The following is a 14,506-nucleotide window of genomic DNA, read 5'->3' as shown; positions in this document are numbered from 1 at the left end:
TTAAGACAAGGCCCTAAATAGTGTCAGGATTTTTAGGTCAGGCATAGCCCTTCAGCATACGCTGAATGTATTTTCCGACGATATCGAATTCTAAATTTACCGTATCGCCCACGACCAGTTGATGAAAAACCGTATGTTCGTAGGTATAAGGAATGATCGCCACACGGAATGATCCGGGCCCACTATTAAAGCAGGTCAAGCTGGTTCCATTTATGGTAATACTTCCTTTTTCTACTGTAACATGTGCCGAACTGGCATCATAGCGAAAATCGTACAACCAGGAGCCATCCTGCTCCTGAATGCGTTCTACCGTTCCCGTTAAGTCCACATGTCCCTGCACGATATGGCCATCAAAGCGACCATTGGCCGGCATGCAGCGCTCTAAATTTACTTTGCGGCCTGGCCGCCAAGAAGCCAAATTCGTCTTTTCTAACGTTTCTTTAATGGCAGTCACCACGTGCGTGTTATCCAAGACCTGTACCACAGTGAGGCATACTCCATCATGGGCAAGAGACTGGTCGATTTTCAACTCTCGCCCTAAGGGTGAACTGATATGAAAATGAAGATTCGTACCCTCTGATTCGATGGCGGTAATCTCTCCAAGACATTCTATGATTCCGGTGAACATGCGATTTTTACTGTTTATATATGATGTGTTGTTTGCGAAATTAACCTGTTTTTAAGACTTTAGCAGGCTCATTTTTGTTTTTCATTCTTATGCCCACATTTACAGACAGCTATAAACATAAAGGCCTTCGACGCGCGCTTATTCGTTCCATTCGTGAGCGAGGCATCCGTGATGAGCGTGTCCTGCAGGTGATGGCAGAAATTCCGCGCCACCTCTTTTTAGACTCCGCCTTCGAGCTGCAAGCTTACGAGGACCGACCCTTTCCCATAGGGGAGGGGCAGACGATCTCTCAGCCCTATACAGTAGCTTTCCAGACGAGCCTGCTGGAAGTTGAGGCTTCCCATAAAGTACTTGAAATCGGTACAGGTTCTGGTTACCAGGCTACTGTGCTCCAGCTAATGGGGGCGGAAGTACATAGCATCGAGTACCAAGAAAAGCTGTACACACGCACAAGGCAGCTGCTCGCCCGCTTTGGGATTCATCCGTACCTTTACCAGGGAGATGGCTCTCAGGGCTTGCCGGAGGAGGCTCCCTTTGACCGGATTCTCGTAACAGCGGGAGCCCCTGTGGTGCCAGATGCACTGCTTCGCCAGCTAGCGATCGGTGGCATTTTAGTGATTCCCGTCGGTGACCGAGAGCGTCAGGAAATGCTTCGTCTGCGTCGCGTATCGGAACAGGAAATCGAGCAGGAGGCCTTTCCCTCTTTCTCTTTCGTCCCCCTGAAAGGTGTCTCCGGCTGGGAACGGTAGCGCCATCTCTCACATAGGACTCGGTGACAGCGTGGATTGTTTTGGCCTCTGGCCAAAATATCCTAGCAGGAGCCATACCAGCCCTGCAGCTAATACGCCCACGGCGCCACCCACCAGGATATCTCCCAGATAATGTACCCCCAGATAAACTCGGGTGTAGGAGAAAAAGGCTGCCCAGACCCAAAGCAAGCGCATCAGACCTTGTTTTTTGGCGAAGCCAAAGATAAAGAAAGCAGCGATCCCGAAGCTATTCGAGGCATGCGAGGAGGCAAAACCATAAATACCGCCACATTTACCGTAGTTATGCAGGGCTTCTGCCCACCGCTCATCGTGACAGGGGCGCAGCCGCTCGAAATAGGGTTTCATGAGCGAAGAAGTGCCTTGGTCAGCCAGTGTGATTACGAGGGCTAAGCCCACAAAGTAGACCCAAGACCCCAGTCCGTAACTGCGTATCAGGTAGAAACTGAGTAGGAGATAAAGCGGAATCCATGGCCAAGTCTGCGTGGCCCTAAACATCAGCGGGTCAAGGAGCTCGTGGTGATGCTGGTTCAACCACAAAGTTATCTGCTCGTCCCAAGCAATTATTCTTTCCATCCGTACCTTTTCGTTAGCCGGCCCAGTCGATGTCTTTTTTCAGTAGCGCCAGGGTCTCGGCTTCCTTTGAGCCGACCTCGACAGGATGCATATAGGCCCAGTTGGCTTCTGGTGGCATGCTCATCAGGATGCTCTCCGTACGCCCATTCGTGTCCAGGCCAAACTTAGTGCCAGCATCCCAGACCAGGTTGAACTCCACATAACGGCCTCTTCGGATTCCTTGCCAGGATTTTTCTTTTGGCCCGTAGGGCAAAAGACTGTTTTTTCGCATAAAGTGAGTGTACACCTTTGGGAAAAGGTAGCCGACCCCTTTTACGAAATCGAAGAGCTCGGCTTTTTTATCCGGCGCTTCTTCCTGCAGACGATCGAAGAAAATACCGCCTACACCACGTGTTTCTTGGCGATGCTTGAGGTAAAAGTAGTCGTCTGCCCAAGTTTTAAATTTGGGGTAATAGTTCGGGTCGTACTGGTCACAGTGCGCCTTTACTTGCTGATGGAAGTAGCGGGCATCCTCCCTGTCCACATAATGGGGAGTCAAGTCGATACCCCCACCGAACCAGTTGACGCCATTACTCATCTCGAAATAGCGGATGTTCATGTGAATGATCGGCACCATGGGGCTGTTCGGATGAATCACGATAGATACCCCGGTGGCAAAAAAATCTGCTTCCTTCAGCTGTAATTTGTTTAAAATCTTTTGCGGAGTGGGGCCGTGAACGGCTGAAAATGCCACCCCCCCTTTTTCGATGATTGTTCCCCCCGTCAGTGTGCGCGTGCGGCCGCCACCGCCCTCAGGTCGATCCCAAAGGTCCTCCTTAAAGCGCCCTGTGCCGTCGGCATTTTCGAGCTCGGCACAAATATGATCTTGGATGGCCTTAAAGTCGGCCACGATAGTTTCTTTCGTTAACATGTCAATCTTCCTGTTCTAAGGCTTCTAAAATAGTGGCCAGTTCATCGAAATCCTTTAATCCCGGGGCGATTTCTTGTCCGCCGCTAAGCGCTATACCCTTTACCTGAAGGACTGACAGTGTGTTTTCCAGCGTTTGCGCCTCTAAGTCGAAGGCTAAAAGCACGGGAACCTTGGCGGCAAGGCTTTGAATCGCCTCTCGCACCTCCGCCGTAGCTACTGTGAGGGTGTCACTTTCTAAAAGCAGCAAGATATCTAGCGCTTCGAATCCCTGCGCCTTCGTAGCCAGGGAAGCGATTTCTGCAGCACTTTCCACCTTTTGGGCAAAGATCAGCGAATAGCTGCTGCCCGCCAGCAGGGGCAGGTGATGCGCTTCCCGTACCTGAATATGTGTCACTTGTGGTAACGACTGTACTTTCGCTAATATGCTGTCGGGGTGGGACACAGAAAATTCCGCCACGAAGCCCACGCCGGAAACCCATCCGGCGATTTCCTGAAAAGTCTCCGGGAGCACATAGCCTTCCTGTCCTTCCTCCATACAAAAGCCCAAAAGATCTACATACATGCCTGAACAGTAGCGGGCATCGCTCAGGTTCGTCACTTGATTTATTTTCACGAAGGTTTTTAAGGCCATAGTTTGTCTCTGTTAGGGCGGCTAAATTAAGGAAAAGCGCTTAAAATCGCGAATGTATAAAAATATGCCTGAAATTTTCTATTTTAGTGCTCTATTTGGAAGCTGTGCACATGTTTATCGATCGCTTTTTTTTTGCGCGCGCAGGGGCGCTGTGTGTTTTGCTGCTCTTGCTGATAGCTGGAACAGGGGCAGGCCTCTTGCAGGCTCAAAATCGTTATGCCGTTTATTTTACAGATAAAGCGGGCAGTTCTTTTCGTCTGGACGCACCGGAGGATTTTTTAAGCCCTGAGGCCTTACAGCGCAAAGCCCATTACGGTATTTCCATCGATAGCCTAGACCTTCCCGTTTCTTCGCTTTATCTGGACAGTCTCAAGAGCTTGGGTACGCCTGTGCTCCTGTCGTCCCGCTGGTTGAACGCTGCCATGGTGCTAGTCGATAGCACGGCAGTAGAAGCCTTAGAGGCACTTTCCTTTATTCGCGAGGTCAGCCTTTTAGCTCCTGGGGGAGTACCCGCCTCAGGGCAGCGATTGCTTTGGCCGGAAGGCCAAAATGCACGGAAAACGGGTCTTCATGAGGCTGATCCTCTGTTAGCACCACTCCTAAATACGGATGCTCAGCTTGTCGCGATGCAAAATGGGCTACTTGGAATCCCTGTTATGCATGCGGAAGGTTTTCGCGGAGAGGGGATGCGTGTCGCGGTTTTTGATGCGGGTTTTCCTGGGGTGCTGGAATTACCCAACTTAGCCCATTTAGGCAGCTCTAGCCGATTAGTAGGTACGAGGGATTTTGTGGCAGGGGGACGGAAGGAGGTCTTTCATGGGCATCCGCATGGAACGCAGGTGCTTTCTCTCATCGCATCTGCGGATGAGGAGGGCCTGCTGGCAGGTGCGCCGGATGCCTCCTATGTACTTTGTATCACCGAAGATGTAAGTAGCGAATACCGAATAGAAGAATTCAACTGGCTGCTGGCAGCGGAATTTGCGGATAGTCTCGGGGTAGATGTGATCAATAGCTCCTTAGGCTACTGGGATTTCGATGATCCCCGGATGGATTACAGCATTTCCGATATGGATGGGCAGACAGCACTTGTAACGCGTGCGGCGGGGCTGGCGGCTAAAAAAGGGATCCTCGTGGTGACCAGCTCGGGGAATTATGGGGGGCGCGGGGCGCAAAGTATTACCGCTCCGGCGGATGCGATGGGGATTTTAAGCGTTGGTGCGCTAACCCGCAGCCAAGAACGTGCTTTCTTTAGTTCTTTTGGACCCACAGCGGATGGACGCATCAAGCCGGATGTAGTGGCCATAGGGGAGCGGACCGCGCTTACCCGTCCAGGGCTACAGGGCAGCATCGGCTTCGGGAATGGGACGAGTTTCAGTGCTCCCCAAGTGGCGGCTTTAGCCGTAGGCCTCTGGCAGGCTTATCCCGATTTTACTGTAATGGAACTGATTCAAAATCTGCAAGAAAGTGGACATCTAGTAGAGCGCGTGTCGAATGAGTTGGGCTTTGGCTTGCCTAACTTTGAGCGTGCTTACTTTGGGGTGATCACACATGTTCCAGTAAAGGAAGAGGTGGCCATTACCGTATATCCCAATCCTGTAGCGAGGGGTCAGCGTCTTTTCGTGCGCATGCCGACGGATGAAACATCTTTTCTGTGGCGCGTTTGGAATAGCCTGGGTCAAGAGGTACTATCGGGACAGGTGGAAAGACCAGTAGAGGAGGCTACCTTGCAATTTTCGGTCGATGCATTAGGCTCAGGGGTTTATGTGCTCGAGCTACAGGGAACTTCAAGAACCGTTCGTAAGAAATTCATCAAACAATAAGGGGTATAGACAGAATTTTCTTTTCTTTGCCTCAAAAATAATAGATATGGCTGTTCAGATCGCCCCTTCCGTACTTGCTTGTGATTTCGCTAATATTCAGCGTGAAATTGAAATGTTAAACCGTTCTGCATGCGATTACATCCATGTAGATATTATGGACGGGGTTTTTGTTCCGAATATTTCTTTCGGTCTACCCGTGACTGCGGCGATGCAGCAGCATGCGACCAAGCCATTAGATGTGCATTTAATGATCGTGAATCCGGATCAGTATGTGGCTGCATTTCGGGAGGCTGGAGCTGAAATTATCACGGTACATGCAGAAGCCTGCACGCACCTGCATCGCAGCATTCAGGGGATTAAACAGACAGGAGCGCAAGCGGGCGTAGCCCTTAATCCGCATACGCCGGTAGCACTATTAGAAGATATCATCGAGGATATAGATCTGGTTTGTATTATGTCGGTAAATCCTGGCTTTGGGGGCCAAAAGTTCATTCCCCGAACCTATAATAAAGTGCGGGCGCTTAAGGATTTAATCGTAAAAAGAGGGAGTCAAGCGAAAATCGAGATCGATGGGGGGGTGCAGAGCGGAAATGCAGCAGCCTTAATCGAGGCCGGTGCTGATATTTTAGTTGCAGGTAGCTTTGTGTTCCAGTCAGAGAACCCGATCGCCACGATCGCTAAGTTGAAAGCAATCGGCTAGGAGAGTAGTAATTTATTGATAAAATCAATTTCTTGTTGGAAAAAAGTTTTATTTCTATTTAATTAGTATTCTTAACTACCAAGATTAAATATAAAACCATGAAAAAGTTATTCTTATTTGCGTTTCTCCTCGTGGGAATGCTAGGTATGAACGCGCAAGCACAAGAGGCTGCTGACGAAAATGAAATCACAGAAGAGGAGATGACTAAATTTGCTTCGATGGAAGCCGCAGTATCAGTTTATTTAGCGGAGAAGCAAGCGACTTTAGAGGAGATGATCAAGTCGGATGAGGTACTAGGTGGTGCTGCGCGTTATAATGAATTAAAGAGAGCTTGGGGAAATGAAGAAAAGTTAGCTGAAATCGAAGCTACGGAAGAGGAAAAAAATGCTTTTCAGGCGATACAGGATTACATCGATTCCTTAGGGAAAGACGTGGTAGAGTATAAGAAAGAACTCATCATGGACAATGATGTCTTAGGTGCTGCTACTTACAATAAGGTAAAAAAGGCGATGGACAGCGATCCTGCGGTAAAAGAGCAGATCGATAACTTAATAGCTGAAATTAAAGAAGGAAGCTCTTCTGAAGATCAGACGGTGGAAGAAGCTACATCGGGTGATAACCTGTAAAATAATGCTTCTTGTTTGATAAGTTTAGAGGGCTTCCTAAAATGGGGAAGCCCTTTTTTTCGTTACTTTGTAAAAATGTTAGCTATGCGCCAGCCCTCACGAGTTTCTTTCCCACTTATAGTTATTACGGGCTTTTGCCTCTTTTTTTTGGGAACTACTGCACGAGTACATGCGCAGGGAGAAGATATCTTTGGCATAGAGCGTAAATTAAAACCGAGTCGAAAGGCAAAGAGCAATTTAGGCAATGGTGCACGAAACTTTATAGAGGCCTTAAGTATAGAATTTTCCGCAGGGGGAGCACAGTACCAGCTTTCCAACCAATTTCATTTACAGAACCCCAGTCAGTTCCCGGTCATTCTGGACCGGTTTGCACCTTTCCAACCTAGTTTTACGAGTCCGAATCCGGAGACAGATGTCCTTCCCAATACTTTACGAACCTTCTTGCCAGACACCACATTGGGGACGGTTCCTTTTCGGGGTCGGGGTAGGGCGATCCCTATCAATGCGGGGCTACGTGTAGAGCTTTTTAATATGCTGATTTTAGGTGTAGGCTATGGGAGAAATGTGGGCCAAATCGGTGCTTTATCGAGCTCGCCTGTTTTTTTGAGTGAAGCGCTCTCCGAGGACTTAGGGGTCGATCCGGGCTTGTTGATTCACGACCCCCATCAGTTTGTGTTCGAGCAGGAGGAATTTGTGATGGACAAAATTTACGGTACCGTCGGGCTTGTTTTGTGGGATGCAAACCGCCGAGCCTCCTTTATTAACCGTCGCTTCCGAAAGTACGATGGCAATAACTACATGATGCAGAGTACGCGGAATCAACTACTGCGGCAGTGGTATCCCTTTAAAGTGGTAACAGAAGCGGAGATCGGGACGATCACCTTCCGACAGCCGCTTGATAGCCGCTTCGTTGTGCAAGAAACTAATTTTTTTGCGCTTCATTTACGCTTTGAGTATCTGCTAGGGGAGTATTTTAGACTTTTTATAAAGGGGGGGGCAGAGTTCTCTAACTTGGAGTTTGAAGCCAGAAGAGTCCCTTTTTTACCAGAAGAAAATTTGTCTCCTGGACTGGTGGGCTCGGATCCATTGGTGGATTCGCAGGAATTTCGCCAGCGCTTCCTAACGGCCCAAATTGGCTTGGCGATCAACTTACCCGGCTCTAAACGTTGTAAGGTTCCTGGTTGTGGGGTGAAGATGAGGCATTTACATGATGGCGTAGAGTACAGGGGAAGTTCGATCTTTAACTTGCAAAACCGCCGTATCGGGCAGCACTTTTAGGGATATGCATCCTGAAGGTCTATGTGTGGCTTTACGTCTTTTAAAAGCCTAATCTTTTTATTAACTTGCAAGCTTATTGAGAAAATGAAATATGGCTCAAGGAGAAAACGAAAACATTATTCCTATTAACATTGAGGATGAAATGCGTGGAGCCTACATCGATTATTCGATGTCGGTTATCGTATCACGCGCCCTTCCTGATGTTCGCGACGGATTAAAGCCGGTTCACAGAAGAATTTTATTTGGAATGCAAGAACTTGGCGTCTTGCATAACCGTCCGTATAAAAAGTCTGCCAGAATCGTGGGAGAAGTTCTCGGAAAGTATCACCCGCATGGTGACTCTGCCGTTTACGAAACCATGGTACGGATGGCACAGCCTTGGTCTTTGCGTTATCCACTCGTGGACGGTCAGGGAAACTTCGGCTCCATCGATGGGGATAACGCTGCTGCTATGCGTTACACGGAAGCGCGTCTAAAGCGTATCGCGGAGGAGCTTTTAGTGGATATCAATAAAGAGACTGTAGATTTTCAGTTTAACTTCGACGACTCTTTAAAAGAGCCTGTCGTGCTGCCGGCTAAAATCCCGGCTCTTTTATTAAACGGTGCATCCGGTATCGCTGTGGGGATGGCTACGAACATGGCGCCTCATAATTTAGCGGAAGTCGTCGATGGGATTACGGCTTACATTGATAATCCGGAAATCAGCATTGCCGACTTGATGCAGTATGTGCTGGCGCCAGATTTCCCAACAGGAGGCATCATTTATGGCTATACAGGCGTAAAAAATGCGTTCGAGACAGGACGCGGTAGAGTGGTCGTGCGCGGAAAGGCCGAGGTGGAAACCAAAGCGAATGGCCGTGAGATGATCATCATCACGGAGATTCCGTACTTGGTAAACAAGGCCAGCATGATCGAAAAGACAGCTGCACTTATCAATGAGAAAAAAATTGATGGTATTTCTGCTATTCGAGATGAATCTGATAGGCAGGGAATGCGGATCGTGTATGAGCTAAAAAAAGATGCGGTCGCGAGTGTAGTATTAAACAATCTTTACAAGCAGACACAGTTACAGACCTCATTTTCTGTTAATAATGTTGCTTTAGTAAAAGGCCGTCCGCAGACATTAAATTTAAAGGATCTCATCAAGCATTATGTGCAACACCGGCATGAGGTCATCTTTAGAAGGACGACGTATGAATTGCGCGAAGCGGAAAAAAGAGCACATATCTTACTGGGGTATCTCATCGCTTTAGATCACTTAGACGAAGTGATTACGCTTATACGTAGTTCTCGGGATCCGGAAACAGCCAGAAATGGCTTGATCGAGCGCTTCGAACTTAGTGAGATTCAGGCTAGAGCCATCCTCGACATGCGTTTGCAGCGCTTAACGGGTATGGAGCGAGAGAAAATCCAAGCCGAATACGATGAGATCATGAAATTGATCGAAGAACTGAAAGATATTCTTGCACATGAAGAGCGGCGTATGCAGCTCATAAAAGATGAACTGCAAGAAATGAAAGAACGCTATGCAGACGAGCGTCGTACCGTGATCGAGCATAACGCGGAAGACTTCAGCTATGAGGACATGATCCCGAATGAGGAGGTAGTCATCACCGTTTCTCATCAGGGTTATGTCAAACGAACTGCGCTAACCGAGTACCGAACACAAAGTAGAGGAGGAGTGGGCTCCAAAGGAGTCAGCACCAAAGAAGATGACTGGACCGAATACATTTTCTCGGCATCCACGCATAATTATCTTTTAATTTTTACAGACCTGGGTAAATTGTTTTGGCTGAAAGCCTATGCGATCCCAGAGGGTTCCAAGACAGCTAAGGGAAGACCGATCCAAAATCTTATTAATATTAGTTCGGATGACAAAATTCGCTCCATCATTCAGGTGGCGAACCTAGAAGATGAGGATTATGTGAAAAACAACTTCTTGATCATGGTGACGAAAGAAGGGGTTATTAAGAAAACTTCTTTAGAGCTCTACGCACGACCCAGAACCAATGGCATCATTGCCTTAAATATTCGGGAAGGGGATCAGCTAATCCGGGTAGAAAAAACAAATGGTGATTCACATGTTATTATCGCGGCCAAATCGGGGAGAGCGATTCATTTTCACGAGTCTACCGTTCGCCCTATGGGACGTACAGCCACGGGTGTAAAAGCGATCAGTTTACAGGATGAACAGGACGAGGTAATTGGCATGGTATGTGCAGAAAGAGAAGAAGCGACGCTTTTAGTTGTTTCGGAAAAAGGTTACGGTAAACGCACTTTACTAGACGCTTATAGGATTACAAATCGAGGCGGTAAAGGAGTTAAGGCAATGAGCGTAACGGAAAAAACAGGTAATCTCGTAGCGATCAAAGAAGTGGTGGACACAGATGATTTAATGATTATTAATAAATCAGGGATTACGATTCGCACCCCAGTCTCTGACCTTCGCGTGATGGGTAGGGCGACGCAGGGTGTTCGCCTGATCAAGCTAAGTGAAACCGATGAGATTAGCTCGGTGGAAAAAATCACACGTGAAGACGTCGTAGAAGTAGACGAGAATAGGGTACTAGGTGAAGATGCGAACCAATCGCTTCCGCATAATCCTGAATCTACTGGTTCAGAGGCAGCAGATAGCGATCCAGAAGGAGATAAACCCCAAGCATAAAAAGACTAAACTATAAAAACCAAATCAATTCAAACTCAAATGAAAAAGTTACTCTTATCCCTTGCCATTGTCGTGCTCTCCACAGCGGCATTTGCGCAAAAAAAGGTAGTTCGCTCTGCCAATAAGAATTTCAAGAAAGACAACCTAGAGGTGGCTCTTCAGGAAATTCAAGAGGCAGCTGCGCATGAAGATACCAAAGATGATCCAGGAACATATCTCCTGAAGGCTCAAATCTTAACCAAGATGTTTGACCAGTACGAGGAGTACGATATGCAAAGTGTGGAGAAAGGTCGCAATGCATTTAATGCTTTTATGGAAACCATGAAAATGGTGGACATGGATCAGAATAGTAAAATCGGTAAAGATGTTTACAAGGAAGAAATTCCTGGCATGCCCGACAACTTGCGTCCATATTCACTGGTTTCTGTTAAGCTAGGCGCTTTCCAGCGTGCTATCGATACGTATGAAGAAGATGATTTCGAAATGGCGTATGAATACTTCGCATTAGCAGCAGATATTGAGCCAACGGATACGACGTTGAACTTTAACGCTGGCTTCTTAGCAAATGATTTAGGTAAGCCGGAAGAAGCGAAGAAATTCTTCAATCGTCTCTTAGAGGTGGATGACTACGATAAATTAAATGCGTATTATTTCCTTATCCAGATGGCTGTTAATGATAACGATACAGAAGGCGCTTACGATGTCGTTTCAAAGGCGAGGACAATTTATCCAGAAGACAAAACGCTGACAGAATTTGAGATTCAGTTGTTACTTCAAATGGATAAACTCGATGAGGCGGTGAAATCAGTAGAAGCAGCGCTCGTAGAAGATCCTGACAATGTGAATATTCGCCTGCGTTATGGCTACTTAAAAGAGCAGTCGGGAGATATCGACGGTGCTTTAGAGCAGTACAAAAAAACAGTAGAGTCGCAGCCTGATTTTTTTGAGGGCAACTTCTACACAGGTGCACTGTACCTTGACAAAGCGCGTCAGATTCTTTCTGAGATCAACGATCTTTCGGATGATGAGTGGGAAAAGCGTGCTCCTGAAATGACAGAGCAAGCAGAAAACTTATATAAAGAAGCAGTACCTTACTTTGAGCGTGCTGTCGCACAAAAAGAAGATAACACAGAAATCTTAGAAATTCTGTATAACATTCACTCGCGTCTAAAAAATGATGCGGAAGCTGAAAAGTATAACAAGCGCTTGGTAGAATTACTTGGACCTGACTGGTTAGAAGGTTAAGTGCTGCTGTAAAAGGATAAAAAGGGAGACTTCGGTCTCCTTTTTTTGTGCTTGCTTTTTGATGAGTGGCGCAACCTTTCCCTCAAAGAGCGGTTAAATTTGGCATGGATTTATGCTTAGACAGCCCACAAACTGCTTTCGATCGCCGATAAACTTACGCTATGAACCTCACTCGACTACCTATAGTAGTACTCTTTTTGTTACTTTGCGGGCACCCTGTAGCCCTTTTGGCGCAAGCCAGCTATCAGCCTGCCACCCTTCTGTATCATGACCTGGAAAGAGTGAAAGAAACGAAACGTGTCCTCTATGTCGCTGCACATCCTGATGATGAAAATACACGCTTGATCGCTTTCCTAGCCAACGAGGAGAAGGCCGATATCCATTACCTGTCGCTTACACGCGGGGATGGGGGTCAAAACCTGATCGGTAAGGAGCTCGGCATCGGCTTAGGCTATATCCGTACCCATGAACTCTTAAAAGCCCGCGCCACAGATGGGGGAGAGCAGCTCTTTTCTCGCGCCCTGGACTTTGGCTTTAGTAAAAACCCAGATGAAACTTTTCAAAATTGGGACAAAGAAACTCTTCTCGGAGATGTCGTTTTCCTTATCCGAAAATACCAGCCCGATATTATCATAAATCGCTTTAACACCACGCCCGGTATAACACATGGCCATCATACTGCTTCCGCCATTCTTGCCATAGAGGCCTTTCGCCTGGCAGCCGACCCGCAAGCCTATCCGGAACAGTTGGAACAGGTGGAGCCTTGGCAGGCAAAGCGTGTGTTTTGGAATGCTTACAACTGGGGAGGACAGTATGAACCGAAAGAAGAGATTCCTTACCACCGCTACGAGGTAGGTATGCAGAACCCGCTCCTAGGTGCAACTTATTCCCAAATAGCGGCAGACAGTCGGACCATGCATAAATCCCAAGGCTTCGGAGCCACCCCTCAGAAAGGCGCTGCTGCGGATTTTTTGGAATTTATACAAGGAGAGTCTTTTGATCAGGACCCCTTCGATGGGGTGTCAAGCCGATGGGAACTTTTGCCGAACGGCAAAACCATCGCAGAGGGGTTACAGCAGGCACTTGACAACTTTGATTTCCGCAGCCCCAGCCAAAATGTTCCGGCGCTGGTGGAGCTGTACCGAGAAATGTCGGCTGCTTATGCGCAAGTACCCGCCTTCTGGCTACAGGAAAAGCGTCAGCGCTTGCAATCCATAATCGAGCGCTCTCTGCATTTTCAAGCAGAATTTTTAGCCAAAAAAGAGATCGGCTATGCCGGGGAAAGCTTGACAGTGAACCTGGAGGTGAATCAACATGGCACTTTTCCGTTTCAGCTCGAGCGCTTCGAGGGAAAAGGGTTTCAGGAAAACCTCAACCGGAATCTGAAACCGAATCAAGCGATTAACCAAGAAGTTCAGCTACAACTAGCCAAAGACCATCCGATTTCGCAGCCCTTCTGGCTTGCAAATCCCATAGAAGATAATTTATTTACACTGAAAGATCCTTTGGCCGTAGGCCCGCCTGTGAACCCGCCGGCAGTATCCGGCACCCTGCAGTATACCCTACTCGGACAGCGCTTCGAGAAGGAGATAGGCCTTTATTTCCGGTATAACGATCAGGTCGACGGAGAGGTGCAGCAGCCCTTCACCGTAATCCCCGACGTGCTGCTCAGCATGAACCAAAACCTGGTTTTTACGCAGAAATCCGCTACGCCGGAGATTCGCGTGACAGTGAGTTTCCGCTCCGAGATCCGGGAAGGGGAAATTCAAGTGGAAGGCGTGGATGCGAGCCACTACCGTGTCCGCTTGATCGCAGAAGATAAACGGCGCCAGACACGTACCTATACGGTACGCTTCGAGCAGCGTCAGGCTCAACCTGTGGTGGAAGCGCTTGTCTACTACCAGACCCGCTCTGGAGAGCGATTTGCCCAAAATATGCAGCGCATCAGCTATCCACACATCCCAAATTTGACCTATTTCCAGCCCACCCGGATAAAAATCTTACATGATGACTTTCAGATCAGCCAGCAGCGAATCGGATATATCGCAGGTGCCGGGGATGATGTGGCGGAGGTATTGAGCATGGTGGGCTATCAGGTGGAGCTGCTGGACTTGGAAAAGTTGGACCAGGAAGCGCTCCAGAAGTACGGCAGTATCGTGACGGGTATCCGCAGCCTGAATGTGAACCAAAGCCTGGCCGATCACATGGAGAAACTGCTTGCCTATGTGGAAGCAGGAGGGAATTTGGTGCTTCAGTACAATACCCTTTCGCCGCTGCTTACGCGTGAATTTGGGCCCTACCCCTTACAGATTTCCCGTGCGCGCGTGACGGTGGAAGGCTCGCCGGTGCGTTTTGATGCGGAGCATCCGCTGCTAACAGGTCCTAATCCGATCCGGGAGGAAGATTTCTCCGGCTGGGTACAGGAACGTGGCCTTTACTTTCTGGGCGAGTGGGATGAACGGTATGCCGCACCACTGGTCTTCGCCGATCCGGGAGAAGAGGAGACGAGAGGGGCCCTGGTGACGGCGCCTTACGGCAAAGGCCACTACACCTACAGCGGTATTTCGTGGTTCCGCCAGCTGCCCGCGGGGGTTCCCGGCGCGCTGAAATTGTTCATCAATAGCCTGGAAGTTCATGGAAGATAAGGTCAACTGGAAGGG

General features: G+C 48.3%; 12 protein-coding genes. 8 read left to right on the top strand and 4 right to left on the bottom strand.

Annotated elements, in window-relative coordinates:
- Positions 1-37: 37 nt before the first annotated feature.
- Positions 38-628 carry a riboflavin synthase gene (locus ACXIT9_RS02600; protein ID WP_458054687.1) on the bottom strand — a complete coding sequence of 197 codons (591 nt, stop codon included), beginning with the start codon at positions 626-628 and terminating at the stop codon, positions 38-40.
- 89 nt (positions 629-717) lie between these two features.
- On the opposite strand from ACXIT9_RS02600, the gene ACXIT9_RS02595 reads away from it, so the two are divergent.
- Positions 718-1,377 carry a protein-L-isoaspartate(D-aspartate) O-methyltransferase gene (locus ACXIT9_RS02595; RefSeq protein WP_458054686.1) on the top strand — a complete coding sequence of 220 codons (660 nt, stop codon included), beginning with the start codon at positions 718-720 and terminating at the stop codon, positions 1,375-1,377.
- 9 nt (positions 1,378-1,386) lie between these two features.
- Here the strand turns inward: ACXIT9_RS02595 and ACXIT9_RS02590 are convergent, their stop codons facing one another.
- The 3 genes from ACXIT9_RS02590 to ACXIT9_RS02580 are packed head-to-tail and all read right to left on the bottom strand — an operon-like array spanning position 1,387 to position 3,512.
- A complete protein-coding gene (locus ACXIT9_RS02590; RefSeq protein ID WP_458054685.1) occupies positions 1,387-1,971 on the bottom strand; it encodes a phosphatase PAP2 family protein in 585 nt (194 codons plus the stop codon).
- 13 nt (positions 1,972-1,984) lie between these two features.
- Positions 1,985-2,881, bottom strand: a complete 897-nt coding sequence (gene hemF / locus ACXIT9_RS02585) for an oxygen-dependent coproporphyrinogen oxidase (RefSeq protein ID WP_458054684.1) — start codon at positions 2,879-2,881, stop codon at positions 1,985-1,987.
- A 1-nt stretch (position 2,882) separates the two neighbouring features.
- Positions 2,883-3,512 (bottom strand): phosphoribosylanthranilate isomerase, encoded by a 630-nt coding sequence (locus ACXIT9_RS02580; RefSeq protein ID WP_458054683.1) that lies wholly within the window; start codon positions 3,510-3,512, stop codon positions 2,883-2,885.
- A 110-nt stretch (positions 3,513-3,622) separates the two neighbouring features.
- Between ACXIT9_RS02580 and ACXIT9_RS02575 the strand changes: the two genes are divergently transcribed.
- From ACXIT9_RS02575 to ACXIT9_RS02545, 7 genes are all read left to right on the top strand, one after another.
- Complete coding sequence (locus ACXIT9_RS02575; protein ID WP_458054682.1) at positions 3,623-5,332, top strand: S8 family serine peptidase; 1,710 nt, start codon at positions 3,623-3,625, stop codon at positions 5,330-5,332.
- 46 nt (positions 5,333-5,378) lie between these two features.
- The gene (gene rpe / locus ACXIT9_RS02570; protein WP_458054681.1) at positions 5,379-6,032 is read left to right on the top strand and encodes a ribulose-phosphate 3-epimerase; all 654 of its coding nucleotides are present in this window, start codon (positions 5,379-5,381) and stop codon (positions 6,030-6,032) included.
- Positions 6,033-6,130: 98 nt separating this feature from the next.
- The gene (locus tag ACXIT9_RS02565) at positions 6,131-6,658 is read left to right on the top strand and encodes a hypothetical protein (RefSeq protein ID WP_458054680.1); all 528 of its coding nucleotides are present in this window, start codon (positions 6,131-6,133) and stop codon (positions 6,656-6,658) included.
- A gap of 84 nt (positions 6,659-6,742) precedes the next feature.
- Positions 6,743-7,936, top strand: a complete 1,194-nt coding sequence (locus tag ACXIT9_RS02560) for a hypothetical protein (protein WP_458054679.1) — start codon at positions 6,743-6,745, stop codon at positions 7,934-7,936.
- A 91-nt stretch (positions 7,937-8,027) separates the two neighbouring features.
- On the top strand, positions 8,028-10,601 hold the full coding sequence (gyrA, locus tag ACXIT9_RS02555; RefSeq protein ID WP_458054678.1) for a DNA gyrase subunit A: 2,574 nt from the start codon (positions 8,028-8,030) through the stop codon (positions 10,599-10,601).
- Positions 10,602-10,640: 39 nt separating this feature from the next.
- A complete protein-coding gene (locus tag ACXIT9_RS02550) occupies positions 10,641-11,846 on the top strand; it encodes a tetratricopeptide repeat protein (RefSeq protein ID WP_458054677.1) in 1,206 nt (401 codons plus the stop codon).
- A 161-nt stretch (positions 11,847-12,007) separates the two neighbouring features.
- The gene (locus ACXIT9_RS02545; protein WP_458054676.1) at positions 12,008-14,491 is read left to right on the top strand and encodes a PIG-L family deacetylase; all 2,484 of its coding nucleotides are present in this window, start codon (positions 12,008-12,010) and stop codon (positions 14,489-14,491) included.
- Positions 14,492-14,506 lie beyond the last annotated feature (15 nt).

It is taken from the genome of Nitritalea sp. (genome assembly GCF_054166705.1).
The sequence above is the reverse complement of the archived record's forward strand: the minus strand, read 5'-3'. Positions and strand labels throughout refer to the sequence as shown.

Bases quoted from the DNA above. Each gene is read 5' to 3' on its own strand.
- ACXIT9_RS02545 (WP_458054676.1), top strand. From the start codon at position 12,008: ATGAACCTCACTCGACTACCTATAGTAGTACTCTTTTTGTTACTTTGC.
- ACXIT9_RS02565 (WP_458054680.1), top strand. From the start codon at position 6,131: ATGAAAAAGTTATTCTTATTTGCGTTTCTCCTCGTGGGAATGCTAGGT.
- ACXIT9_RS02560 (WP_458054679.1), top strand. From the start codon at position 6,743: ATGCGCCAGCCCTCACGAGTTTCTTTCCCACTTATAGTTATTACGGGC.
- ACXIT9_RS02600 (WP_458054687.1), bottom strand. From the start codon at position 628: ATGTTCACCGGAATCATAGAATGTCTTGGAGAGATTACCGCCATCGAA.
- ACXIT9_RS02590 (WP_458054685.1), bottom strand. From the start codon at position 1,971: ATGGAAAGAATAATTGCTTGGGACGAGCAGATAACTTTGTGGTTGAAC.
- hemF (WP_458054684.1), bottom strand. From the start codon at position 2,881: ATGTTAACGAAAGAAACTATCGTGGCCGACTTTAAGGCCATCCAAGAT.
- gyrA (WP_458054678.1), top strand. From the start codon at position 8,028: ATGGCTCAAGGAGAAAACGAAAACATTATTCCTATTAACATTGAGGAT.
- ACXIT9_RS02550 (WP_458054677.1), top strand. From the start codon at position 10,641: ATGAAAAAGTTACTCTTATCCCTTGCCATTGTCGTGCTCTCCACAGCG.
- ACXIT9_RS02595 (WP_458054686.1), top strand. From the start codon at position 718: ATGCCCACATTTACAGACAGCTATAAACATAAAGGCCTTCGACGCGCG.
- rpe (WP_458054681.1), top strand. From the start codon at position 5,379: ATGGCTGTTCAGATCGCCCCTTCCGTACTTGCTTGTGATTTCGCTAAT.
- ACXIT9_RS02575 (WP_458054682.1), top strand. From the start codon at position 3,623: ATGTTTATCGATCGCTTTTTTTTTGCGCGCGCAGGGGCGCTGTGTGTT.
- ACXIT9_RS02580 (WP_458054683.1), bottom strand. From the start codon at position 3,512: ATGGCCTTAAAAACCTTCGTGAAAATAAATCAAGTGACGAACCTGAGC.